We start from the raw sequence: 25,329 nt of genomic DNA, 5'->3' as shown, positions 1-25,329 counted from the left end.
CATCCTTTAAACCAACGTTTATCATAAAAATATTTGAGTATTCATCTATTTTATGGTATAAATGTCGGCTTTAAAATTTTCTGAATTGGTCAGCCTGTTATTTGCCTTTAGATAACAGCAAAACCAGCTCAACCTTCATATAGTTTTGTTTGGTGCAAAGCTGCCGCTTGCTGTGTCCATGCCGCAAAAACGTGCAACTTGCCCAGACTGGTATGAGAAAAACTCATACCTCATAGATTAGGAGTTCGCCATGTCTCGAGTTTGCCAAGTGACTGGAAAGCGCCCTATGGTGGGTAATAATGTTTCGCATGCAAACAACAAAACCCGTCGTCGCTTTCTACCAAACCTTCACAACCATCGTTTTTGGGTAGAGTCTGAAAACCGCTTTGTACGTCTACGTGTGTCTACCAAAGGTATGCGCATCATTGACAAACTTGGTATCGATAAAGTGTTAGCGGATCTACGCGCACAAGGTCAAAAAGTTTAAGTTAAAAATAGCAGTCAAGTGATGACTCTCATTACTTGACTGCCGTTTTGCTACATTATAGTTAGCGACTTGCCTTTTCGACACGTACCTATCGTTTGAAGACCCCTCATTTACAGGAAAGCTATCATGAGAGATAAAATTAAATTAGTATCAACAGCTGGTACTGGCTATTACTACACCACTACCAAAAACAAGCGCACTATGCCTGGTAAAATGGAAATCAAAAAGTTTGATCCAAAAGTACGCCAGCATGTGATCTTTAAAGAAGCTAAAATCAAATAATCTCCATTTTGTAAATGGTAATATTTGAAAAAAAAGGGTTTATCAATTGATAAACCCTTTTTTTATGGCTGCAGCTTGGTGTATCACTTGATAATACCTGAAAGCCTCAATCAGTATCGAGAGATAACTAAAGATCAGCTATAGTGTGTTGGTTCTTTATCATACACGTGAGCATGCCACTTACTCATCTGCTTTTGCATAATGACCTGAATCGCTGCATGAATCATATGCTGACCAACAGCCTGAGTATCGCTACCCAATAACTCTTTGAGCTTATCAGAAAAATCAATAGTCATTAAGGGTTCTTCGTCTTGTTCTGCATCACGTAACAACAATCTACCATCTTCAGATTCCACCAGCTCTAATGTGGTCTCCTTAGCAAACCCTGTAAATTGATCGCTACCATCGTTGTCTACTTCTATATCATTATCGATATCATATGTCATTAACTGCTTCCTTATTATCCCGCTTATGATTTGCAAAAATTAAAACTTGCAAACGAATTATTCATTGCAAACAAGCTACTCACTACAGACATGGCACTTGAGAAATGGTACTCGGCAAATCTATTTTCTTACAGTAACGCGGGTAAATCTGTCTTACTTATACAATGGACGCTTTGATAGTTAAATTCAAGGGTTGTCATACAAGTCTTTGACATCAGTACCGTTTTGGTATGACAGAGCTTGCCTCCAGTTAACGCCAGTAGCGCAGCTTTGCTAGCGTAAATAAGAAAGCCACAAACATACCTAAGTAGTAGACGAGCTTGAGCTCAAGCGTGGGATCACGATATTTGAAAGGTAGTGCAACGGTGGCCGTCGCGGTGGGCAGTATCAGTAGCATAAGTAGCCAGTTTTCAATAACATTTAGCCAGCCCTGTAGATCTGTTCCATTACGCAATGACGCTAGCCCCATTAAGAGGCAAGCTATAATTAAACTGGTAAACAAGCCATTTGGTAAGTCTTTAGGATAGATAATATTAGCAATACTGGCTGGTACGATTCGCATATAAAATTCCAGCCACACTTATAGAATATGGCTTAATGATTAAAAAAGTATAAAAGACAGCTTATAAGGGTTTTGCAACGCAATATCTAGAGGCAATCGCCACTGTAGCCTGTTCAGCTATAAGTACCCATCAACCATAGCATCGATACACAAGCCGTCAACCAGCCAAGTGTTAATGCGTTTCTGGTCTCAATATGCATACCTTTGACTTTGTTCAATACCCGCGAGCCAACCCAAAAAAACAACGGTATGCCCAGTACAAAGGCAGGTACAATCACAGCAGCATGACGTAGTACTGTACCTACATCATCACCAATCATCAGACGAAAACCATAACCTGCCAGACTCAAGACAAGTGCAAACGTAGCCAAGCCAATGGTAATGCCTTTTGGCACTAAGCTACGTCTCGGAAGATCGTTTTGAACTGGCAGCTCACTGCCTGTTGCTGGATTAGGCGATGTTGATGACTTAACGGGTCTTTGCGTGTCCATATCTCACCTTTGCATGGTTTGTCGTTACCATTATACAGCCTACCTTAGGCTACTTAACTGACTTTATTCGTTGCCGTTGGCCAGTGCTAGCTCTGCGCGCATGGCATCAATCGCTTCTTTATAATCTGGCTGATTAAATATCGCAGAACCTGCGACAAACATGTCTGCACCTGCTTCAGCAACCGCACGGATGTTGTTGGCTTTGATACCGCCGTCCACCTCTAGTCGGATATCGCGACCACTGGTGATGATACGTTGACGTACCTGACGTACCTTATCTAGGGTACTATCGATAAATGACTGTCCACCATATCCAGGATTCACGCTCATCAATAAAATCTGATCTACTTTATCCATGACATAATCAAGATAATGTAGTGGTGTTGCTGGGTTCAATACCAGACCACACTCAGCACCGCCATCTTTGATCAGTTGCAGCGATCGATCGATATGAGCGCTGGCTTCTGGATGAAAGGTGATGATACTAGCACCTGCCTCCAAAAATTGCTCAATCATGCTATCAACAGGCGAGACCATCAGATGTACATCAATTGGCGCTTCCACACCATAGTCTCGTAGCGCTTTACAAATCATGCTGCCAAACGTCAAGTTGGGTACGTAATGATTGTCCATCACATCAAAATGAATCACATCGGCACCCGACTCCAATACGCGCTCGACCTCTTCACCCAAACGTGCAAAGTCAGCTGAGAGTATCGATGGGGCAATAAGATAAGGTTTAGCAGGACTGATCATAGTAGGGCTACCTAATTTGTGTTTATATCAAATGTAAATCAATTAAAAAATCGTATTAATGGGCTTGTTGTTACTCTATACCTTTCGCATACTCAGTTAATCAGCGCGGCTTGTATTGTGTCTTGCAATAGGCACGGCCCACGTCAAAAGAACGCTTTGCCTCATGCTTGGTAGCACGGTTGCTTACTCGCTCACGCCATAAGCGAAAAGACGATGGCTTGAGCTCTTGACGCATGAGCTTGATAACGCCTGTTTCATCGAGACCGTAGCTATGCTCTATCGCACCGAATGGTGTTCTATCTTCCCACGCCATTTCTATTACACGCGATATTTGTGTCTCATCAAGTACTCTATCGCCTGCATCATTGAGCGTTTTTGCGATCAGCTCGTCTGACTTATCTTGAGTCACTTGATCATCGTTACTGCGCTGTTTATGTTTTAGGGCGGCATCCATGTCGGCCTGCATTATTGCCTTTGTAGCGTCAGTATCTACTGACTTTTCTTGTCCATTGGAAGCTGTCAAATCTTGATAACTTGCCATAAAAATCACCTTTTGGGCATGAATGAGAGAGCAAAAAACGTATCACGTTAGCTGATATGGCACCTTAGCTCAATTGCGCCATATGCCAGTGATGTTCGATATGTTCATTGATCACTGTCTGAATAAAATAATAGCTGTGGTCATGCCCCGCCTGATAACGCAATGTTAAGGGCTGTTTGGCTTTTGCACAAGCCTCTTGTAGTTTGGAAGTTTGTAGTTGTCCTTCGTCTAAAAAATTATCAGCCGCGCCTTGGTCAACCAAGATACTTGCATACTGCTGACCGACCTTTTCAATCATCTGTGCCGCATCTGCTTGAGACCATAGAGCCTTATTATCACCGAAATACTCTGTATAAGCCGCCTGCCCCCAAGCAGACTCGCTAGCGGCACATACTGGCGATAAGGCGGATACACTGACAAACTTGCTCGGATACTTAAATCCCAATAGCAGCGCGCCATGACCACCCATAGAGTGCCCTGTGACACCAATGCTGTCTATTGGGAACTCTGAGCGTAATAAGTCATATAGCTCATCAACGATATAGCTTTGCATATTAAAGTTGTCTGACCACGGCGCTTGGGTCGCATCAACATAGTAGCTTGCGCCCTGCCCGACAAAATAGCGCTCGTCGTTTGGCACCTCAATATCATCACTACTGCGAGGTGAGGTGTCGGGTGCAATCAGTATCATACCAAGCTCACTGCATTTCTGCTGAAAGTGCGCTTTGTGAGTGACGTTATCAGCATTGCACGTCAGTCCTGATAAGTACAGTATGGCAGGGCAACGTCGCCCAGCCAATGCTTCATCAGGTAGATAAATACTAAACGTCATCGCCGTTTTGGTCGATGTCGACTCGTGGCTATAATAATGCTGCTCACCGTTAAAGCAACGATTCACACTTTTTTGGGTCATCTGCTTGTTGTTGGACAAACTACGACTATAAGCATTGTGCATGAGTGATATCCTTTTTATTCAAAATAAAACCAACGGTGATAGATAGCGATGATAAATAATAAACGCTCGTGATTTGATATTATATCCACAAGATTTTGAGTTGCGCTGTATCTGTATTTAATCGCTCTATTAACTTCATTTACGGACTGGTTGGCACGCTATCAGGTACAGTATCAATAGTAACAGAAGCCGCGTTACTCGTTATACTAGCAACTGATGGACGTGCTTTATCAAACAATACTTGCTCAAACGCCGGTAGTGCCGTCTCCATCAAACTACCAATCACCATTTGTGGTTCTGATGGCTCAAATCCCATATAAAGCTCACGCTCTTGTACACGGTATGCTGCATCCTTAAAAGCAGATTCAAAGCTGCTGTTTTCACGTAGACTCTCAGCAAAAAAAGCTTGACCAAAATAAGTCATTTCAGCTGTATTGGTACAGCCAAACGATGCCTTGTCAGTGGCTGAGGCCGTAATCACTACGGTAGTCGGCGATGCCAACTCGTCAATGAACGACCCCGAATAGCACGCAGATATCACAATCACTCGCCAGCGAATACCTGATGCATCCAGTGTCTCGCGTAACCATGTGGCATCTAAATTGTCCATCGCGAGTGGCGGATTTTCTAATTGAACAATATCTTCGTTGCCATGTGACGACAGTGTCAAGAACAACACATCTTCATCAGCGTTCATTTGCTGACCAATTTTCTTTAATCCACGTGCAATACTGGTTCTGGTAGCAATTGGCTCGTCCAGCCAACTGTAAGTATTGTTAATCAAGGCCAGTGAGTGCCCACTGGTACCAAAACGCACATCGAACAGCTCACGCACTTTATTAATTTCAGAACGAAAGACGTTCTGACCAGAGAACCCAGCCACACCCATAAAGTACCAGTCCGTTTTGCCATCGATACTCGGGTCGATACTGTTTAGCGCCTGCTGCAATAGACGCGGCTGCTCATATAACGCCGCCTCTTCTAATACAGGCTCTACTGGAATCTGCTTAAAAATGGGCTGGTCAGCGACATTACGTTGCCAGATAGTCAGTAACGCTACCGCACCTACCAGTATGATAATGCGCTCCCACCACGGTATGCGCAAACGGCGGGAAAAAATCCATAATAAAGCAAGTGTCTGCCATAGGAATAATACCAAAAATAGTACAGGTAAAAATGAATAACTCCACTCAGGCAACCAACCATAGCTACCAGAAAACTGTACTAAGCTTTGTAATAAAGCGGATAGCGTATCAGCAACCAACCATAGTACGACTGGTACAAATACCAGCGATTGGTTGCTCGCGCGCCTTGCTAAAATAATACCGCTGAGCAAAATAATCATTGGCCAAATCAAATAACTGACCAATCCTTGCTCATTAAATAGGCTACCACTTTCAGCAGCCAACCACGAAAACAAAACATTACTGCTGAGTGCCAATATAGCGAATACAGCAAACTGTATAAACGTAGGCTTGACCCAAGAAAATGCTCGTGTCGAGCCCACTAGCATCCACAAGGTTGCAATAATATTGGCAGCAAAGTTGAGCGAAAAACGCTGGAGCGATACGGTTTTTAACGACGTAAGTGACAAAGACGTAGACCTCTAGCCAGCCGAGAAAAATAAAATGACCCAATGATAACTATTCTAGTGTAGCTGCCGTCTTACGCAATCGTATTACGATTCTGTTACGGCTCTAGACATCGATTTATATTGAATTCACGATGGAATATTTATAGAAGACGACTAGCACTTCCTAATAGTCTAGCTCGCTAATCTATCGCGATTGTAACGGATTGTCGGTCAAGACGATAAGCATGATTTGTAAAACTCGCCTAAATTTAGACATCACCGAAACATTACCATGAATACTAATAAAAAAAGGAGGCCTTGCTAACAAGGCCTCCCTTCATATTAACGACCAGATACTATCTCATCAACAGCTCGTTGACGCGCTTTAGATAAGCAGCTGGATCTTCTAACTGACCCCCATCTGCTAACAAGGCTTGATCAAAGATCACTTGCGCCAAATCATCAAACTGCTCGCTGCCCTCTAACTTCTTAATGAGCGGATGATCGGGGTTGACCTCAAGGGTTGGCTTGCTCGCTGGTACGTCTTGACCCATTTGCTGTAGCATCTGAATCATTTGTGGTGACAGCTCACCTTCTCCAACGACTAAGCATGCTGGGCTATCAACCAAACGCGTTGATACTTTGACGTCTTTAGCACGCTCACCTAGCGCAGTTTTAAGCTTATCAACAACAGGCTTTAACGTTTCTTCTGCTTTCTCTGCTTCAGCTTTTTCGGCTTCGTCCTGCAAGTCACCCAAATCTACTGCACCTTTGGCGATGTTTTGTAGCGGTGTCTCGTCAAATGACGTCAAGAAGTTCATCGCCCATTCGTCGACACGGCCGGTCATCAAGATAACTTCGATGCCTTTTTTCTTAAACAGCTCAAGTTGCGGGCTGTTTTTTGCTGCTGCTAAATTATCAGCGGTGAGGTAGTAGATGGCTTTTTGCCCATCTTTCATGCGAGCTTTGTAATCTTCAAAACTGGTCTCGAGTCCATCTTGCGTGCTGGTTGCATAACGCAATAGCTTGGCGATACGTTCTTGGTTACCTGCGTCCTCACCCAAACCTTCTTTGATGACATCACCGAACTCTGCATAGAACTTAGCAAATTTCTCTTGCTTATCACTGTCTTCGCTATTGGCAAGGCTTGCGAGCAAGGTCAAGATACGACGTGCGTTACCATCACGGATAGATTTCACATCACGTGACTCTTGAAGTAGCTCACGGCTCACATTTAAAGGCAGGTCTGCTGAATCGATAACCCCCTTCACAAAACGCAAGTACATTGGTAGCAGTTGCTCAGCTTCATCCATGATAAAGACACGCTTCACATAGAGCTTGAGACCATGCTGCTGCTCACGAGTATATAAATCTGCTGGCGCTTTTTCAGGGATATACAGTAGCTGCGTATACTGTACTCGGCCCTCTACACGGTTATGCGTCCAAGCAAGTGGATCAGTCATGTCATAAGAGATGTTCTTATAGAAGTCGACATACTCATCGTCTTCGATCTCAGAGCTTGAGCGCGTCCATAATGCGCTGGCCTTGTTGATGGTTTCCCACTCGTCAGTAAGTACCATCTCGCCGCCGGCAGGTACCTGATCATCAGAGCTGTCGTTTTCGTCTTCTTTTACGTCTTCTTGCCAGATTTCTTTACGCATCTGAATCGGTAGACTGATATGGTCAGAGTACTTGTTGACCAAACGCTTAATCTTGCTGCGGTCTAGGTAGTTGTCTTCGCCCTCGCTATATTCTTCTTTTAGGTGCAAGGTAATCGCTGTACCGCGCGTATCTTTAGTAATAGGCTCAACAGTGAAGCTACCGGTACCGTCAGATACCCAGCGTACGCCTTTATCCGCAGGCTCGCCTGCTTTGCGTGATTCGACACTGATAGTGTCAGCGACGATAAACCCTGAATAAAAACCGACACCGAACTGACCAATCAGTTGACCGTCTTGTTTTTGCGATTCAGACAATTTGTCCAAAAATGCCTTGGTGCCTGATTTGGCAATCGTACCTAAATTTTCAATAGCATCCGTTTCGTTCATACCAATACCATTATCGGTAAAGGTAATGGTTTTCGCGGCTTCGTCAACAGCAATGCGGATTTTTAGCTCGCCATCATCTTCATAAAGGCTGTCATCATTGGTCGCTTCAAAACGCAATTTATCACAAGCGTCCGATGCGTTAGAGACGAGCTCACGGACAAAAATATCTGCATTAGAATATAATGAATGCGTTACCAAGTGCAGTAGTTGCGCCACTTCTGCTTCAAACGTATGTTTTTTTAATTCTGGATTCAGACCTTCAGCTTGGGTTGCTTCACTCATAAAAACTCCTTTAAATTCTATGAAAGACCTATTATCAAATAACTGACTATAGCTGTTCTAACAATGCTCACAGCTTACCGTGTGCATTACCGTTAGACTGTCTATACTAATAAGGGCAGCAAAAAAAAATTCAAGCGTAACAGTCTTATTCAATAAAAAACACCGCCCATATCTATCAAGGCGGTGTTCTGCTTATTTATCAAAACGCTTTCTAAGAACTATCTGCTCACACAAGTGCCCATATGTAGACACAGGTCGTGTAGATACAAGTCACTATTCTGAATAAGCTTCTATCAATAAGTCCCAAATCGTCGTTAGTTTTTTTGAAAACTGAATATGCGTGTTCATAGCACCCTCCTTGTCGATTAATATCGTTTTCTTGGATACTATTAAAACGGGTTTTCAATTATTTGTATAATTAATTGATTGTATATTATCGTTTCATTTTACAAATTATATAATCCATATCTTTGACAAAAGCTGAGCTTGTACTGGTGTTTTTATTTATAGACCGACTACACAGTTATCTAAAAAACTATCTAACGGTTAGCGCGGTATCGGACGGATAGTGAGTATTTGCTCACTGCGACCAAAAGGCCCATACACGTCGTGTAATACTGCACTGGTAAGACCAATACCATCATCACCGTACTGCTGTACTGCTTCGATACCCAACCAGCGTCCTTTGGGTTCGCGATGCATGTGTATTTGCAAGTCAGTATTGGGGAACATCCATTCTAGTTTGGACAGCCCCAGTCCCAATCTAGGGACAACACCATTCGCAGTATCCACCATACCCAATAGATGGACCACATCATCGGTTGGCGTATCTTCTACCATCTGCACGTCATTGGTGATCCATACCATACCGCGTCCGGGACGACGATCTTCTGTGGTTACTAGGCGTACGCTTTCGATAAAGCCTCCTGGCCAGCCTTTCATCTCGTCCCAAACGGGCAAATCTTCAGGCTGATGCACTGAAGCTTGATCCTCTAGTCCTGCTATCTCACTGGTGTCTTGAGTCAGGAGTCGCCATGCTCGTGCGATGATAGCATCACGACCACGACTGCTCATTACCGCCTCTATCAGCTCAATGGTTTTGCCTGGTCGAATACAGCGAGTGGTAATGGTAAAGTCATCAAGCGGTATCAAGCCCAATATATCCAGACTTACGCGAGCTATGCGAGTATTGGGCTGCGGTGCAAAACCTTTAAGCTCAGCAGTCAGGAGACCTGTCGCTGGCGCCATGTGCTGCTCATGCTCATTCCAGGCACCTTGTGCATGCTCGGTTGGCTGATAGTGCGCTACACTGGTACCATTTTCTTGTTGTTCACGTTTGATAAATTTGTAATAAGCAGTCATAGCTATCCTATATTTAACACTTTCTTGTAAAACTTTTATTTATGGGTAAGCTCTTGTTTTCTTAACACAAGAATACCGCGAGCTTTTTGTATAAAGAACAATAAACAGATCATAACGACTGCGAGTGCCGCATAAAAAAAGCTCTTTTCTGCCATGAATTTTATAATATTCATGAATAGTACAAACACCACCGCGACCGTCACGAGCATGTTGAGCTTTAATTGCTTATTGACGTCAGCGAGCGTGGCTTCTGCCAATACAAATTTGCCTTTGGGTTCTTTCATGCGGCCTTATCCATATCAATAATATTTCACGCAAATACTTGTTGTTTAACGACTGACTATTTACCAACTTGGGTAACAGGAATGCGCAAGGCTTTTGGCAAACTAAACGTTACGTTTTCCTCGATACCGGATAGCTCACTAGGAAGATCGCCACCCCAGTCTTGCAGCTGCTGCAGCACTTCTTGAATGAGCACCTCTGGCGCTGACGCACCAGCAGTAACACCGATACTCTGCACACCATCTAACCAACTGCGATTCATCTCGCTGGCATTATCGATTAAATAAGCACGGCAATTCATACGCTCAGCCAGCTCACGTAAACGATTGGAATTTGAAGAGTTTGGCGAACCCACAACCAAGACCACTTCGCAGCGACTGGCAAGATCTTTTACCGCATCTTGGCGGTTTTGAGTGGCATAACATATATCGTCTTTTCGGGGTCCTTGGATACTCGGGAACTTGTCACGCAGCGCATCAATAACGCGAGCAGTGTCATCCATCGATAGCGTCGTTTGAGTTACAAATGCCAAGCGTTTGGCATCTTGTACGGTTAAAGCCGCAACGTCGCTTTCATCTTCGACAAGATGAATCTGCCCACCGTTTTTCGCATTAAACCTACCCATAGTGCCTTCTACTTCTGGGTGTCCAGCGTGTCCTATCAAAACCGCGTCCATGCCATCTTGGGCAAACTTGGCCACTTCAATATGTACCTTTGTCACCAAAGGACAAGTCGCGTCAAATACAGTGATATCACGGCGACCTGCTTCATCTTCCACCGCTTTAGAGACCCCATGTGCAGAGAAAATAACCACCGAACCATCTGGCACTTCGTGAAGCTCTTCGACGAATACTGCGCCCCGATTGGCTAAATCTGATACGACAAATTTATTATGTACGACTTCATGACGGACATAGATGGGCGGCTCAAAACGGGTCAACGCTTCGTTAACAATCGCGATCGCACGGTCTACACCAGCACAAAACCCACGAGGATTGGCAAGATAAATTTGCATAAGAAGGCCTATCATTGGATAATTTATATGTAAAGCTTATGCATCAAAGCTTTCATTCAAAAGTTGGGGCAATTTCAATGCTCTACTTTAGCATAATTTGCTTTTATTGCCCTCAAAAATAGCAGTACACTCATTGCAATATTTTAGTTATAAATATCGACATACTGATTGCATATTGCAAAACTCGCTTTCACTCACACAAAAGCCGTTTATAATAAGACAACTATTATGATTTATATCGCCATACATGATGGCGGTTTTTCTTTTTTCCAGCCTTTTCTGCTGACTGGAATATTTTTAGTCTGTGATTAGCACACTTTTTTATTTTATTAACACATTCCATTTGTTAGCACATATTTTATTGGGACAAATTGTATGACAGGTTCATTATTTATTATTACTGCCGCTTCGGGTACAGGCAAAACCTCACTGGTGAAGCAACTACTGGCAACCACTAACGACTTAACCGTCAGTATCTCGCACACGACTCGCAGCCCGCGCCCAGGCGAGATTGATGGACATCACTATCACTTCACAGATGTGGATAGCTTCGTAAAAGCTATTGGCGAAAATAAATTTTTAGAGCATGCAGAAGTATTCGGAAACTACTATGGCACCTCAGAGCAGAGCGTACGCTCCCAGCTTGCGGCAGGTATCGATGTGGTTTTGGAGATTGACTGGCAAGGCGCCACCCAAGTCAAAAAAATATTCCCTGATGCGACGACCGTTTTTATTTTGCCGCCTAGTATTGATACCTTGCGTCAGCGCCTATCAACTCGCGCACAAGATACCAGCGAAGTTATAGAACGACGTCTGGCTGGTGCTGTTCATGAAATGGCACAGTACGTCAATTCTGACTTTGTGATTATTAATGATAATTTTGAAGTGGCTTTGGCTGAGCTAAAAGCACTTATTATCGCTGATAGGCAAACGCTTGCTCGTCAGCAGCAGCGCTATCATCGTACGATTAGCAATTTGCTAAACAAGTCAGCAGCGGAGTAAACTTAGCATCAGCGACTAAAGCTGCTTGTCCGATAAGATCATATAAAAAGCAACTACGCAGCTTAGCAAAAAATGCTATAATATGTAGCTATCCCCCTTTATGTATTTGATATTATTTTTATTGAGTGGCGGTCAAAGTCCGTGACTGATAAAAACAACCGAGGTAGCTATTTATGGCACGAGTAACGATTGAAGATTGTTTGGATAATGTTGATAATCGCTTTGAGCTAATTTTGGTCGCAAGCAAGCGTGCCCGTCAATTGGCGAAGGGTATTTCTGAGCCATTGGTAGATGTTGACAATGACAAGCCTACCGTATTGGCGCTACGTGAAATTGCCGCTGGCAAAATCACCCGTGATATTCTAAATCAGCCAGAGCATAACTTTGCTACTAGCTCATTAGATTTAGCGTTGTCAGGCGATCATAGCTTTTAGGATTGTAGCTTCTAAATAAGACAGCTATATATCTTGATCAGCAATAGAGACCACAGCATAGGCTGTGGTTTTTTGGTTGTGACTCTATTGTATTCGCGATTTTGATAACCATTTATCTTCTAGAATAGACCACTAAGTGAAAAATTTTGGATTTTTATCTTGCCTACTCGCTTATCAGTTGACATTGAATGCAATTTGCGATTAATTAGAGAATGGCCTACTTTTATTTACGATTCATACGGTAGGTCGATATTTCATCATCATTTGCTTCGAGAAATGGTCAAATAAGTAGGTAATGGAAAATAGGATTGTTATTTTATGAGTCAAACCCTACCCAAACTCAGTCATCATCTCGTTGATGATGCTCAATATAACCTGCTACGTTCAGTAGGTTATCTCACTGCCGCTGAGCGCCGTGACATTGTTGATGCCTGTGAGTTCGGTGATATTGCGCATATCAAAGACAAGCGTAAATCAGGGGAACCTTATATCACTCACCCCATCGCAGTGGCTGAGATATTGGCAGGCTTTCGCTTAGATAGAGACACCATCATCGCCGCGATCTTGCATGACACGGTCGAAGATACTGACGTGAGTGACGAACAAATCGAGCAGCGCTACGGCAAGATAGTAGCGAGACTGGTCGATGGCGTGACCAAGCTCAAATCGTCCTCTCACAACAAGCAACAAAATAAAGCGGCCACTTTTCACAAAATCTTGACCGCGACGCTTGCTGACCCACGTGTACTGATTATCAAGCTTGCTGATCGCTTACATAATATGTCTACACTTGATGCGGTACGCCCTGAAAAGCAGCGCACAACCGCACAAGAAACCTTGGACTTTTATGTCCCATTTGCACGATTGATGGGTCTTAATGATATTGCCGACTATATCGAGGTGCTGTGCTACCGTAACCTTGATTCTGGTATGTATAACAAACTGTCTGATAAGCTCTTACAGCATGGACTTGGACGCAATTTTCAAAGAGAAGCCATTCACCGCTATTTAAGTATCGTCCTCAACAACTTAGACCTTAACGGGCTGGTCAAAGTTTTGGACAATCGTGTGGTGATATATCGTCAGTTTTTCCGCAACCGCGGTGAGATCAATACCCTACTGCGTCACTATGCGTTTGAGATTGTCCTCGACAATATCGAAGCCTGTGACAAGCTGGCTTATTATTTGATTAAAAAGTATCAAATCGATGATACGCACATTGCTGATAATATTCGTAGGCCGCTACCGGGTGGTAATCAATCGCTTACGCTTATCTATGAGCGCGATAACGATGTCGTCAAAGTCACTATCTTGACCAAGCAAATGCAAAGCGCAGCAAGGCTTGGTGTTATTGGTGCAGAGCACGCCTCCGACGTCAGCCAGTCAGTTATCCAAGCTTCTTTACGTAATATGAAAGACTTGGTCGATGAAGACAGCTTGAACGAAAACAGTCCCAATTTCTCAGCAGCAGTCTCCACTATCAATGACTTAATGGACTATCTACATTCTAGTAAGATCATTTGTTATAGTCCAAAAGGCCGAGCTTACGAGCTATCACAAGGTGCAACCGCACTTGATTTTGCTTATGCCGTCGGGCCTATGATCGGTAACGTCGCTGTTGGTGCAAACATCGACGGTAAACCTGCAAAACTCGGTACGGTGGTAAAAAACGGACAAGCGGTTGAAATCGAAGTCAACAGCCATTCTGAACCAAAAGCAGAGTGGCTAGGGTTTGTGGTCACCAATAAAGCACGCGAAGAGATTTTACGTTGGTTCAAGGACTTGTCTGCCGCTGACAAACAGCACCACGGTCGTCAAGCGTTAGATCGTGCCCTCAAGACCTATCAAAAAACACTCGATGATTTGACAGACAATGACTGGAAAGATTTGACGGAATGGCGCGGACTAGCCGAAAAGAACGCTCTATTTGAACAAATCAGCTCTGGCACACTACTGCCGCAACTGGTCGTTACTCGTCTGTTTAGCGACGAAGTGAGCAGCCTGCAAGCTCAAGCGCACAACGATGATATGACTCAGCCACAGCAGTTGATTGCCAATGCATCTGGGGTTGAACTTGATTTTGCTAACTGCTGCCATCCGATTTATGGTGACCCGATCGTTGGGCATTTATCACGCCACGGTTTGGTGGTTCATAGACACAAGTGCTTTTCACTTGATGACATTCGTAAAGACAACCCCTATCAGGTTATCCAGCTACGGTGGCGCAATGACACCACTATAACGCAGGGTGATACGGATGATAACGATATACAAAATAGCGGCAAAATCCGTTTTCCTGCTTACCTAAAACTCTCTATCGCGCTTAGTGATGAGCAAATCAGTGAAGTCATTTATCATTTACGTCAATTGAATATGGGTGTTGAAACCGTTGACGTACGTAATAGCGATACCATTGTCCATATCATTGTACGCAGTCGCAACCACTTGGCTCAAGGCATTCGCGAGTTGCGCTCATTGCTCGGCTTCCCTAACATCATGCGCCTATATCAATTATAATAGTCATGTCTATCTATCGATACCATTTATTAGATACTCTTTAGATAGATGTAAAAACCTAACATTGAGACTTTAGCATTTTCTAAAATAATCATACGTAATGCTACTGAGCTTTTAGCAGCGAACCCATAAAATATTCAAAGGACATCATATGACTCGTCAAACCATCCAAACAGACAACGCACCTGCAGCGGTAGGTACTTATTCACAAGCGGTCAAAGTCGGTAACACCGTTTATATCTCAGGTCAGCTTGGTTTTGACCCTGAAACTATGGAATTGAGAGAAGGCTTTAAGGCACAGGCGGAGCAAGTATTTGAGAACATCAAAGCGATCTGTGAAGCGGCTGGCGGTAGTTTAAATGACGTGGTTAAATTCAACGTCTCTTTGACTGACTTAAGTGATTTTGCGGTTTTGAATGACGTATTTGTTGCCAACTTAAGCGAGCCTTACCCTGCCCGCGCTGCTGTACAGGTCGCTGCCCTACCAAAAGGTGGTGTGGTCGAAATCGAGTCTATCCTATATATTGACTAATACTGGATATCAAACAGTACTCAATATTAAACAGTGCTGATATAGACTCTATTTAATTAGCACGCTATAAATCGCTCCATAATAAGCTTAGCATCATGCTAAGCTTATTAGTCTCTGCCTTTTATCCCCCATTAACCTGACGATATTGCGAAGCCATTTATGTTGGTCCAAGTTGCTCTACCCGTACCCCTTTATCGGGTGTTTGACTACAGCCTACCAGCAGATATGCTTGCGTCACCAGACGGTTTGATACCGCAAATCGGTAGCCGCGTTGAAGTATCATTTGGTCGTCAGACCTTGATTGGCATCGTCATTGCCCATGTCTCTGAGGACAAAAGCAGTGTACCGGTTAGCAAAATCAAGGCTATCAATAAGTGTTTGGATACGGAGTCTATTTTAGATCCTAGTATGCTCAAGCTGGCCTATTGGCTTGCACGCTACTATCACTATCCGCTTGGTGACGTCTTAGCCGTCATTTTGCCAAGTCTCGTGCGTCAAGGTAAGCCGCTAGATTTGCTGATTACCCATTGGCGAATTTTGCCGCATATCACTAATGATGATTTCCATGCCAATGCAAAAAAACAAAAACAGCAGTTTGATATGCTCAAGCTACATGGTCAGCATGGGGCAAGTGAAGACGTATTGCTATTGGAAGGTATGCAGCGGGCATTTTTAAAGACGCTAGAAGACAAGGGACTTATCGAGCGCTATATTCAACCAAAAAAGCCCCCCTCTCCTGTCAAGTTAGCCAAGATGCCACTTGATCTCAATGACGAGCAAAAACTTGCCGTCGATGCCATTACTGTGGCCCATAAGTCTGAGACTTATACTGGGTTTTTGTTGAACGGTATTACCGGTAGCGGCAAAACTGAAGTCTACCTACAAGCGATGCAAGCGGTATTAGAAGCAGGGAAGCAAGTACTTATTTTGGTGCCTGAGATTGGACTCACACCGCAGACACGTGCACGGTTTGCCAGTCGCTTTGCCGCTCATATTGTTTTATTACATTCAGGTATGACCAATACGCATCGTCTCCAAGGTTGGCAAGATTGCCGCACAGGTCATGCACAAATCATTATCGGTACGCGATCAGCGGTGCTATATCCATTTGCAGCGCTGGGGCTTATTGTTGTTGATGAAGCACATGATGGCTCGTACAAGCAGCAAGACACTTTACGCTATCATGCTGCTGATGTTGCCCTCTATCGCGGCCTACAAAACAGAATTCCAGTCATACTCGGTACAGCGACGCCCTCTCTTGAGCATCTGAAATTAGTTGATGATGGTAAGCTGACAGAGTATCAATTACTCACTCGTCCTGGTAGTGCCAAGCCTGCAACCATGCAACTGATCGATGCACGCCTACAAAGCACGCATCAGCAAGCCCAAGATGATGGTGCGCGCTATGATACAGGACTGACAGACGCCATGATTGGTGCTATCAAGCAAACGCTAGAAGCGGGCGATCAGGTACTGATATTTTTGAATCGCCGCGGCTATGCTCCTGTGTTGTTATGTGAGGCTTGTGGTTGGCAGGCAGACTGCCCTCGCTGCGATGCGCACCTAACCGTCCATTATAATAGTCAGTCTCAGCACAGTAGCTATGCAGCTAGCTCTTATCTAAAGTGCCACCACTGTGATTGGCAAGCTTATATTCCAACGACATGCCCTGATTGCGGCAGTCAAAACCTAGATGCTAAAGGTATGGGTACGACAAGGCTGAGCGAAAACCTACATGCCATCTTTGCCAATCCTCAAACCAGTAAAGAGCTCTATCCGATTATCCAAATCGACCGTGATACCACAAGGCGCAAAGACAGCTGGGAGAATATCTACGAGCAAATAAACCAAGGTAACCCTGCTATATTGGTAGGGACACAAATGGTCGCCAAAGGTCATCATTTTCCCAATGTCACCCTAGTTTGCTTACCGAATGCTGATCGCGGATTTCTATCAGCAGACTTTCGCTCGCCTGAGCATACCGCACAGCTCATGATACAAGTGGCAGGGCGTGCTGGTCGTGGTGACAAAGCTGGTCGCGTCTTGATTCAGACCTTGCAACCTGACAATGAGCTTTTGTTAAAGCTGGTAAAAGATGGTTATCTATCATTCGCTCGTGAGCTATTGCAAGAGCGCAGAATGATGGGGCTACCTCCTCACAGTCATGCCGCACTGATACGCTGTGAAGGCAAAACTCTGGCAGCTACTACTCAAGCCCTCAAAGATGCCATTGCGCATCTGCCCAGTGCACATAATCTTGTTGTTCTTGGTCCCATTGATGCGCCAATGAGTAAAAAAAACAGTCGCTATCATGCACAGCTATTGCTCTTGGCCAAGGACCGACAGCAGCTGCATCACGTATTGAACCAGTGGTGGCAGCCTGTACTGACGCTACCGAGTGTGAAATACCTTAAATTAACGTTGGATATCGATCCTGTCGGCTGGTAATCCCAAGTATTAGGATGTTGTCGGTCTATCAGGCAGCATCGTGGAGCCTCCCTCTATCTACATTGTTTTTCTGCCTTTTCCACTGTGTTTACGTCGTCGTAACAGATTCCAATACATAGCTATGTTAAATTTATGATAGTTATTAGACGGTCTGCGATAGAAACCCCACACCTGCTTGATCTACAGTTGATACTGTTCATTTAACCTAAATACTAGTTAATTTGAGTGTTGCTATGAGTCAGAATAGTCCTGAAGTGCATAATCACAATGACGATGAAAATCACGACAATAATGACAACCATCAACACCGTCACGACCATGATGCCCGCTTAGAGCAAAAACCAACACCGCGAGATACCAAGGGCTATCAACGCACCTTACTGTTTAGCTTTGTTATCATTACTGGCTATATGTTCATCGAAGCTATTGGTGGCTGGCTCACTGGGAGCTTGGCGCTACTATCTGATGCAGGTCATATGCTGAGTGACGCGATAGCACTTGGCGCGACTCTTATAGCATTCAAAATCGGTGAAAAAGCAGCCACCCATCAAAAAACTTTTGGCTATAAACGTTTTGAGATATTGGTCGCTACCTTTAATGGCGCCACCCTAGTTGTTATTGCCTTGATGATTTTTTACGAGGCAATCAAACGCTTTAACTCACCGCCAGAAATTGCAACCCAAGGCATGCTGATCATAGCTACCATAGGGATGTTGATTAATATTTTAGTTGCATGGCTGATGCATCGCGGTAGCCATGGTGAAGCGTCACATGGGCACAGCCACAAGAGCAATGATGCCAATATTACAGATGCCACAGATACCAAAATTACAGATACCAAGGCAAAACCAGCTGATCATAAAAAACCAGTCAATCTCAATATGCAAAGTGCGTATCTGCATGTATTGAGCGATTTATTAGGTTCTGTCGCTGCCATTATTGCAGCGCTACTAATGATGGGTTTTGGATGGGTGTGGGCAGATGCCGCAGCATCCATAATCGTCGCTCTCCTTATATTAGTTAGTGGTTACCGCGTCGTACGTGACTCTGTACATATATTGATGGAGGGCACTCCTGCCAATATCTCACTAGTCGATGTCGAACAAAAACTACTCGCACATCCTCAAGTACAAAAAGTACATGATCTACACGTCTGGAGCATTACTAGTGGCTTAAATGCTTTATCTTGCCATGTCGTGGTCGATGGAGAAATGAGCATTCACGAGTCGAGCATCTTGATTGCTAGTCTTGAGACAAGCTTGTCGACACTTGGTATTCATCATGCGACCATTCAAGTAGAGAGCTCGTCACATCCACAAAACAGCTCACATAGTGAAGCACTCGTCTGCGATATATCGGGACGATCACCTACTGGTAACAGTCATATTGGTCATAATCACTAACAGCATAACTTATTCACTTTCATTCAGATCTAATTCACTAAGTTAGGTCTGGTCTCTAATCTACTAGTCTCTATGCTACTGGTTTCGTCTGATCCAGCGACAACAAAAGCGTTGCAGGTGTAAAGTCAACCAAGTCCCTGATACTGCCACTGTCACTAGCCAAAGACTGATACCCACTATTAGCAACGTCATCCTAATCCAAATATCTAGACAACCATTACAGATATTGGGTAGATAACCTGACCCCATATTTGACATCATCAGCAACCAAAACCTAACTGAAAGTATTAATCCCATGCAAAAGATGCTGATGGATATTTTGCTAATAGTATGTAATGGATTACGCCGCTTAGGAGACATATCCGAGCCTGCTAGGTACTTACGCATAAACATCAGTCGCGATAATTTGCTTGATTAGGTAGTAATATTTATCGTTTTGTAAGATATTAAAAATAAAAACATATGAAGCAATAAAAATTATATCTCACTTAAATTTCCAACCAGCCTACGCTTCTATTAAGCTGGTGTTTCTATAAAATTTGACTCTATGATTGTAATGGCATGTTAAAAGCGATGAAAAACTCTGTCTTGCAACCATATTTTTGATATAAATTCTGTATACTTAAGACTGAAAACCTTATTCACGATCAATTGATGATACAACACTATGTCTAGACGCTCAGCACCCTTTGTCGCCCCAGACTATATCGATGATCCCACGTCAAAAGACGGCAAAAAACACGCCAAAGTTTTGTTATCGACGCTGCAAGAAGACATTGCCAACTTTCGTCATGAGCAGTTTCCGCCTGATATTTTGCGGCAGATTCGTGACATGCCTATCTATGAAGGTAATTTAGCCGAGGTACAGGCTTATCAGCAGCGCTGGCAAAACCTACTTGAACGCGCCCAGGATTTTTATCCCGCAGCCAATATGCCACCTGATTATCTACCGCTACCAGCCAGCCTTGAGATACCGCAGTTTATTTATCATGTTCAGCGCCTTCATTTAACCAAAACGCGTGCCAAAGAGTCCAAAAGCTTTGGCTCAGTCGGTGCACTTACAGATAAGTGTGGATCCTATACTGATGATGAAGTTGCCCGCATGACAGCGGTGCTAGATAACGACGATGAAGCACGTTTAGTCGCTCATCGTGAATTTATCGATCTGCGTGCTTATGTTTTTTGCCGCGACAGTAAAGGTGAGATGTTAGAGCCTGAACGCGTACGTTTTTATCGTACTGGTCTTATCGTCCATGCTCTGCCTGATTTTAAGATTGTCGATAGTAGGCAAACACCGCGTAAACGTCGCAATGATGCTTATAACAACCCGCTTGCAGACAATGGTGTGTGGAAAATTTACCGTAAAAAATAATAGTGTCGATAGTGTTTCTCGACTTATTGCCAACTACGCCCGTTTTAAATTGCTTATTTTGTCCTAATTTCTGAGGATTCCAGATGTTCGCTGCCGCCGCCGGCTCACCAAACTTAATGTTACAAGCCACTATCTTCCTAGGAGCAGCGCTGCTCTTTGTCCCCCTTGGTAAACGCTTTGGTATAGCAACGGTCTTAGGTTACCTCATCACAGGACTCATATTGGGTCCCAGTGGATTGGATGTAGCGGGTGATGCTGAGAGCTTGTTGCATTTTTCAGAGTTTGGCGTGGTCATGCTGTTGTTCATTATCGGACTCGAGCTGCAACCTTCACGGCTTTGGGCACTACGCCGCTCTATATTTGTCCTTGGTGGTCTACAGGTTGGACTGACTGGTACGTTGTTGATGGGACTGTTGCATCACTTTTTCTCATTACAGCTAGATACTGCCTTTATCGTTGGTTTTGGTTTGGCGCTCTCTTCTACTGCATTTGTACTGCAAATATTGACCGAAAAACAGCAGCTATCAAGCACGCATGGTCGAGAAGCCTTTACTATTCTATTGTTCCAAGATATCGCCGTTATCCCATTATTGGCAGTGATTCCATTTTTATCAGGGGTGCGTGAGCAGAGCTACGATTTACTTTATTTTGGCAAAGTATTTGCGGTGTTTGCGGGTCTTATTTTTGCCAGTCGCTATGTCGTTCGACCTTTCTTTAAATTTGTAGCGTCAAGTGGTGCAACAGAATTACTCACCGCGGTCGCATTATTTATTGTCATGGGTGTGTCTATCTTGATGGGGCAGATTGGTCTATCAATGGCATTAGGTGCATTTTTGACAGGTGTATTGCTGGCTGACTCTGAATATCGTCACGAGTTAGAAGCCAGTATCGAGCCTTTCAAAGGTCTACTATTGGGTCTATTTTTCATGTCGGTCGGTATGTTGACTGACGTCAAACTTATTTTGGCCAAGCCCATATTTATCATTGGCTGTGCGCTTGCCTTGATGTTTATCAAATTTGCCGTAATTGCAGCTATCGCAAAAATATCAGGCAACCGCTGGCCCACCAGTATCAGACTGGGTGTGACTCTCGCCCAAGGCGGTGAATTTGCTTTTGTGCTATTCAGCGTTGCCACGGCCCAAAATGTCTTGCGTCCTGAGCTGGCCAATACCTTAAATCTTGTAGTAACCATCTCGATGGCACTCACTCCATTGGCGTTTTTATTATTAGAAAAAATAGGTGAGCCATTATTTGCTAAAAGTAAACCTAGCCGCGAATACGACACCATCCCTGATCATGAGCATCAGGTGATTATTGCAGGCTTTGGCCGAGTCGGTCAGATCATTGGTCGCGTACTTCGTATGCACAATATTGAGTTTACCGCCATTGAACGCTCTGCAAACCGAGTCGATTTTGTACGAAAATTCGGTAACCAGGTCTATTATGGTGATCCAAAAAACCCTGAGATTTTACGAGCCGCAGGTATTCAAAAAGCGCGTGTGTTTATTTTGGCGATTGATGATCTGGAGCGCTCTATCACCACCGCTCAATATTTACGCAAGAACTACCCTGAGTTGATTATATTGGCAAGAGCGCGCGATCGTCAGCACTACTACCGCTTACGCGAAGTGGGTGTGCGTCACATTTGGCGTGAGACTTATCTGTCATCTCTTGACATGTCACGTGAATCACTGCAGCTGCTCGGCATCTCTCCCGAAAAAGCACGAGAAACTGTAAGAACGTTCCGTGATTATGATGATGACTTGATTGAGCGTCAGCAAGCGATCTATGATGACGAAGCCAGTATGATTGAGTCAGCACAATCGGCGATGGCAGAACTTGAGAGCTTGTTTGATGAAGATATTGGCAAGGCGCGTAAAATGGATCTGACAGATTTTTATGAGGCATTAAAGAGTCAAGCGACACCAGTTGATAAATCAGACGATATCGCAACTGATTCTAAATAGTAAGGATGTTCAATTCCTAGTCAGACATACAGCTTTTGGGGGCTTGTTTCTTGTTCAGTGAACTGGTGCAGCCCCAATTATCGCTGTCTGGGATATGATAAAAGACCAATGTCTGTTCGTTCAGGTAACGTATGGGAAACCTAACGTTTTGAATCGTCGCCGTCACTGCACAGTCGGTATCCAGCACACCAGCAGCCCGATTATCGACACTCATGCGCACTTGTTGATCTTCAGTACTTAGCGGCAAACCTATTGGACATTGCCCTGTCTGCTGATAAATCAGTGCCACGCGGTTTTGAGCAGTTTTGGCAATATCATAAGCATCAAATAGCACCTCGTTCTCTTTTGGTTTGGCAATGATAGGCAAAAACTGTACTTTTATCACCAGCAATGCAAAGGCGAAAAAACCGAACCCCAATGCTAAGCCAAATAAACTAACCCCGCCCTCTTTTTTTAGATGCGCTTTTTGTGCATCGTCGTCTCGCGGATGGTCATTAATCGCATCAGCGATCTCACGCCGTGCCATTCGGTAATAATATGCATCTGTCCAGCGCGCCACCATTGCAGACCAGAACAGCCAGATAACGGCTGCAATGCCAATTCGGGTAACCATTTGATAAGCATCTGGTACATAAGACATCGCTACAAATTCGAATGCGACGAGCACAATAGCCACATTGAGCTGAATGAACGACCACCCTGCCACGCTATAGACAATGGCATCCATATAGCGCTTACGGTATAACAACCAAGGAAAAGTGATAAAGAACGCAGCCCAATGCCATTTTGGTGATAGGTATCCTTGCTGATCGAACTGCTCAAAACGTTTGAGATAATAACGCTGAGTGCGACTACCGATGTACCATTTATCTAGCTGCTTACGTTTAGCAGGTGTCAGTGAATCTTGGTAAAACGGTGGCGGTGAATCCGTCTCAATAAATAGCATAATGATACGCTCTACTTATTCTAAAAAATTATTTATCAACGATAGCTCTATAATAACGCCAAAACCCACGTACAAGATAGAAAAACTGGATAACCAAACAGTGAACGCGCTAAAGTCGCATTGCACATTCACAGTTGTATAGATTTAACTTATAATAAGCAGACACTACCCACCTAATTAAGCCCTAGTAACCCTATGAGTCAACATTCTGATATCAACGACACCATCAATAGTACCGATACTACTGATGAGCACACTCTAAATAGCACCAGCGATTCTATCAATACTGATACAAGTGCTCACCAAGAGGCAGAGCCTACTTCTGACAAACATATCCGTATCGTCAATACATTTATGAAGCGTCGCACGCACATGAATAAAAATGCCGAGCTGGCTCTGACTGCACCAGAATTTTCTAAATATCTGGTCAATAACAGTTTTGGTGATGGCGACCTTACCGGTATTGATGACTTGCGAGCGCTGTTCGCTGATAGCCCAAACGGTACTGACGCACCGCTTACTTTAGAAATTGGTTTTGGCTTGGGTGATTCATTTATTGAAATGGCGGCAGCAGAACCTACTCGCAATTTTGTCGGTATCGAAGTGCATGAGCCTGGTATTGGTAAATGTGCCTACATGGCAGGCACACAAAACTTGAGCAATGTCAAAATCATCAATGGCGATGCTATTCAACTGCTCAAACAACTGCCAGAAAACCATATTGATCGTATTCAGCTTTACTTCCCAGATCCATGGCAAAAGAAACGCCATTACAAACGCCGTTTTGTCAGTCCTGAGCGCATGACTATTCTGACACGCAGTCTAAAGCAAGGCGGTTGGTTCCATACGGCAACTGATTGGGAGCATTATGCCTTTTGGATGGTTGAGGTGCTAGATGGTTTTTCAGGGTTAACCAATAAAGCAGGCGTTGGTAATTTCACCGACCGTCCTGACTTTCGCCCAATGACCAAATTCGAGCGACGTGGTCTCGAGCGCGGTCATGGTGTTTGGGATTTGATCTATATCAAAGACTAATACAAATCGTCTGATCTAGTGATGTCCAAAAAAGCGGCTACGTTATTTAGCCGCTTTTTTATGTCTGTTTATAAGCTTGCCATCATACCTATAAGTATACTTAATAGTTTATTAATCGGCTTTACCGAGTCACACCGCTGACTTTAAAGACCTATAGTATGATAGTACGTGAAAAAAGATAAATTATTATTATGTGAAACATATCACTTAAGACATAGGTTACTACTGAAAAACAGTCTTTGTTGATTCTTAATAGACACGATTGAGCGCTTTTAAAATATTGTCTATTCACGCAAGCATAGATACTATAAGGGCTTGGAGAGTTCTCCCCATAAGCTGTGGATAACCCTGTGTATAAGTCACCACTTGACAAGTTTATAGCCAGATAACTTAAAGGATAAGATAAAATCGTTCACTTTTTGTACAATTTTAAAATTGTTTAAAATCAAAAACTTAAATTAAATATAAAGACATAAAAAATTATTTTGAATATTTTTAAAAAAATTTTAGTTATTTATAATGTTTCACAATTAATAAAAATAAGCGCATTATTTGTTGTGGACAACTCGTTGTTCTATTGACAAGTATGGC

23 protein-coding genes are annotated in these 25,329 nt (G+C 43.6%); 11 read left to right on the top strand and 12 right to left on the bottom strand.

The genetic code is table 11. The annotated features are described in order from the left end of the window. Positions 1 to 250: 250 nt before the first annotated feature. Positions 251 to 487 (top strand): 50S ribosomal protein L28, encoded by a 237-nt coding sequence (gene rpmB / locus ACTXGL_RS06945; RefSeq protein ID WP_057761372.1) that lies wholly within the window; start codon positions 251 to 253, stop codon positions 485 to 487. Between the two features lie 126 nt (positions 488 to 613). Further along, on the top strand, positions 614 to 769 hold the full coding sequence (rpmG, locus tag ACTXGL_RS06940) for a 50S ribosomal protein L33 (RefSeq protein ID WP_010201403.1): 156 nt from the start codon (positions 614 to 616) through the stop codon (positions 767 to 769). Positions 770 to 903: 134 nt separating this feature from the next. Here the strand turns inward: rpmG and ACTXGL_RS06935 are convergent, their stop codons facing one another. The 11 genes from ACTXGL_RS06935 to ispH form a co-directional block, all read right to left on the bottom strand. Continuing rightward, complete coding sequence (locus ACTXGL_RS06935) at positions 904 to 1,215, bottom strand: hypothetical protein (RefSeq protein ID WP_443525793.1); 312 nt, start codon at positions 1,213 to 1,215, stop codon at positions 904 to 906. 250 nt (positions 1,216 to 1,465) lie between these two features. Beyond that, positions 1,466 to 1,777 (bottom strand): hypothetical protein, encoded by a 312-nt coding sequence (locus tag ACTXGL_RS06930; RefSeq protein ID WP_443525791.1) that lies wholly within the window; start codon positions 1,775 to 1,777, stop codon positions 1,466 to 1,468. Between the two features lie 113 nt (positions 1,778 to 1,890). After that, positions 1,891 to 2,268: a hypothetical protein gene (locus ACTXGL_RS06925; RefSeq protein ID WP_443525789.1), complete on the bottom strand. Its 378-nt coding sequence runs from the start codon at positions 2,266 to 2,268 to the stop codon at positions 1,891 to 1,893. Positions 2,269 to 2,331: 63 nt separating this feature from the next. Continuing rightward, positions 2,332 to 3,024, bottom strand: coding sequence for a ribulose-phosphate 3-epimerase (gene rpe / locus ACTXGL_RS06920; RefSeq protein ID WP_319051446.1), 693 nt, complete (start codon positions 3,022 to 3,024; stop codon positions 2,332 to 2,334). 100 nt (positions 3,025 to 3,124) lie between these two features. Further along, complete coding sequence (locus ACTXGL_RS06915) at positions 3,125 to 3,406, bottom strand: TIGR03643 family protein (RefSeq protein WP_443526050.1); 282 nt, start codon at positions 3,404 to 3,406, stop codon at positions 3,125 to 3,127. Positions 3,407 to 3,629: 223 nt separating this feature from the next. Next, complete coding sequence (gene fghA / locus ACTXGL_RS06910; RefSeq protein ID WP_443525787.1) at positions 3,630 to 4,520, bottom strand: S-formylglutathione hydrolase; 891 nt, start codon at positions 4,518 to 4,520, stop codon at positions 3,630 to 3,632. Between the two features lie 139 nt (positions 4,521 to 4,659). Then, positions 4,660 to 6,114: a C13 family peptidase gene (locus tag ACTXGL_RS06905; protein ID WP_443525785.1), complete on the bottom strand. Its 1,455-nt coding sequence runs from the start codon at positions 6,112 to 6,114 to the stop codon at positions 4,660 to 4,662. A 335-nt stretch (positions 6,115 to 6,449) separates the two neighbouring features. Then, entirely contained in the window at positions 6,450 to 8,423 is a 1,974-nt protein-coding gene (htpG, locus tag ACTXGL_RS06900; RefSeq protein WP_443525783.1) for a molecular chaperone HtpG, read from the bottom strand. 546 nt (positions 8,424 to 8,969) lie between these two features. Then, on the bottom strand, positions 8,970 to 9,785 hold the full coding sequence (locus tag ACTXGL_RS06895) for a thioesterase family protein (RefSeq protein WP_319051441.1): 816 nt from the start codon (positions 9,783 to 9,785) through the stop codon (positions 8,970 to 8,972). Positions 9,786 to 9,820: 35 nt separating this feature from the next. Beyond that, the gene (locus ACTXGL_RS06890) at positions 9,821 to 10,069 is read right to left on the bottom strand and encodes a hypothetical protein (RefSeq protein WP_443525782.1); all 249 of its coding nucleotides are present in this window, start codon (positions 10,067 to 10,069) and stop codon (positions 9,821 to 9,823) included. A gap of 56 nt (positions 10,070 to 10,125) precedes the next feature. Beyond that, positions 10,126 to 11,082 (bottom strand): 4-hydroxy-3-methylbut-2-enyl diphosphate reductase, encoded by a 957-nt coding sequence (ispH, locus tag ACTXGL_RS06885; protein ID WP_443525780.1) that lies wholly within the window; start codon positions 11,080 to 11,082, stop codon positions 10,126 to 10,128. A gap of 375 nt (positions 11,083 to 11,457) precedes the next feature. Here ispH and gmk point away from each other — a divergent pair, with 375 nt between their 5' ends. The 8 genes from gmk to ACTXGL_RS06845 all read left to right on the top strand — a co-directional run bounded on the left by gmk (position 11,458) and on the right by ACTXGL_RS06845 (position 22,757). Then, positions 11,458 to 12,084 carry a guanylate kinase gene (gene gmk / locus ACTXGL_RS06880; RefSeq protein WP_443525778.1) on the top strand — a complete coding sequence of 209 codons (627 nt, stop codon included), beginning with the start codon at positions 11,458 to 11,460 and terminating at the stop codon, positions 12,082 to 12,084. Between the two features lie 173 nt (positions 12,085 to 12,257). Next, positions 12,258 to 12,518: a DNA-directed RNA polymerase subunit omega gene (gene rpoZ, locus ACTXGL_RS06875; protein ID WP_319051436.1), complete on the top strand. Its 261-nt coding sequence runs from the start codon at positions 12,258 to 12,260 to the stop codon at positions 12,516 to 12,518. A gap of 318 nt (positions 12,519 to 12,836) precedes the next feature. Continuing rightward, a complete protein-coding gene (locus ACTXGL_RS06870; RefSeq protein ID WP_443525776.1) occupies positions 12,837 to 15,035 on the top strand; it encodes a RelA/SpoT family protein in 2,199 nt (732 codons plus the stop codon). A gap of 151 nt (positions 15,036 to 15,186) precedes the next feature. After that, the gene (locus ACTXGL_RS06865; protein WP_319051434.1) at positions 15,187 to 15,567 is read left to right on the top strand and encodes a RidA family protein; all 381 of its coding nucleotides are present in this window, start codon (positions 15,187 to 15,189) and stop codon (positions 15,565 to 15,567) included. A gap of 159 nt (positions 15,568 to 15,726) precedes the next feature. Continuing rightward, positions 15,727 to 18,015, top strand: a complete 2,289-nt coding sequence (locus ACTXGL_RS06860) for a primosomal protein N' (protein WP_443525774.1) — start codon at positions 15,727 to 15,729, stop codon at positions 18,013 to 18,015. A 233-nt stretch (positions 18,016 to 18,248) separates the two neighbouring features. Continuing rightward, positions 18,249 to 19,418, top strand: coding sequence for a cation diffusion facilitator family transporter (locus ACTXGL_RS06855; protein ID WP_443525772.1), 1,170 nt, complete (start codon positions 18,249 to 18,251; stop codon positions 19,416 to 19,418). 667 nt (positions 19,419 to 20,085) lie between these two features. After that, positions 20,086 to 20,790 carry a hypothetical protein gene (locus ACTXGL_RS06850; RefSeq protein WP_443525770.1) on the top strand — a complete coding sequence of 235 codons (705 nt, stop codon included), beginning with the start codon at positions 20,086 to 20,088 and terminating at the stop codon, positions 20,788 to 20,790. Positions 20,791 to 20,873: 83 nt separating this feature from the next. Continuing rightward, positions 20,874 to 22,757, top strand: a complete 1,884-nt coding sequence (locus tag ACTXGL_RS06845) for a monovalent cation:proton antiporter-2 (CPA2) family protein (RefSeq protein ID WP_443525768.1) — start codon at positions 20,874 to 20,876, stop codon at positions 22,755 to 22,757. A 16-nt stretch (positions 22,758 to 22,773) separates the two neighbouring features. Here the strand turns inward: ACTXGL_RS06845 and ACTXGL_RS06840 are convergent, their stop codons facing one another. Beyond that, positions 22,774 to 23,703 carry a DUF2628 domain-containing protein gene (locus ACTXGL_RS06840; RefSeq protein ID WP_443525766.1) on the bottom strand — a complete coding sequence of 310 codons (930 nt, stop codon included), beginning with the start codon at positions 23,701 to 23,703 and terminating at the stop codon, positions 22,774 to 22,776. A gap of 195 nt (positions 23,704 to 23,898) precedes the next feature. Between ACTXGL_RS06840 and trmB the strand changes: the two genes are divergently transcribed. Next, positions 23,899 to 24,738, top strand: coding sequence for a tRNA (guanosine(46)-N7)-methyltransferase TrmB (trmB, locus tag ACTXGL_RS06835; RefSeq protein ID WP_443525764.1), 840 nt, complete (start codon positions 23,899 to 23,901; stop codon positions 24,736 to 24,738). Positions 24,739 to 25,329: the final 591 nt, after the last annotated feature.

Origin of the sequence: Psychrobacter sp. T6-6 (assembly GCF_052258185.1) — a bacterium.
In the GTDB taxonomy this organism is placed as follows: domain Bacteria; phylum Pseudomonadota; class Gammaproteobacteria; order Pseudomonadales; family Moraxellaceae; genus Psychrobacter.
The sequence above is the reverse complement of the archived record's forward strand: the minus strand, read 5'-3'. Positions and strand labels throughout refer to the sequence as shown.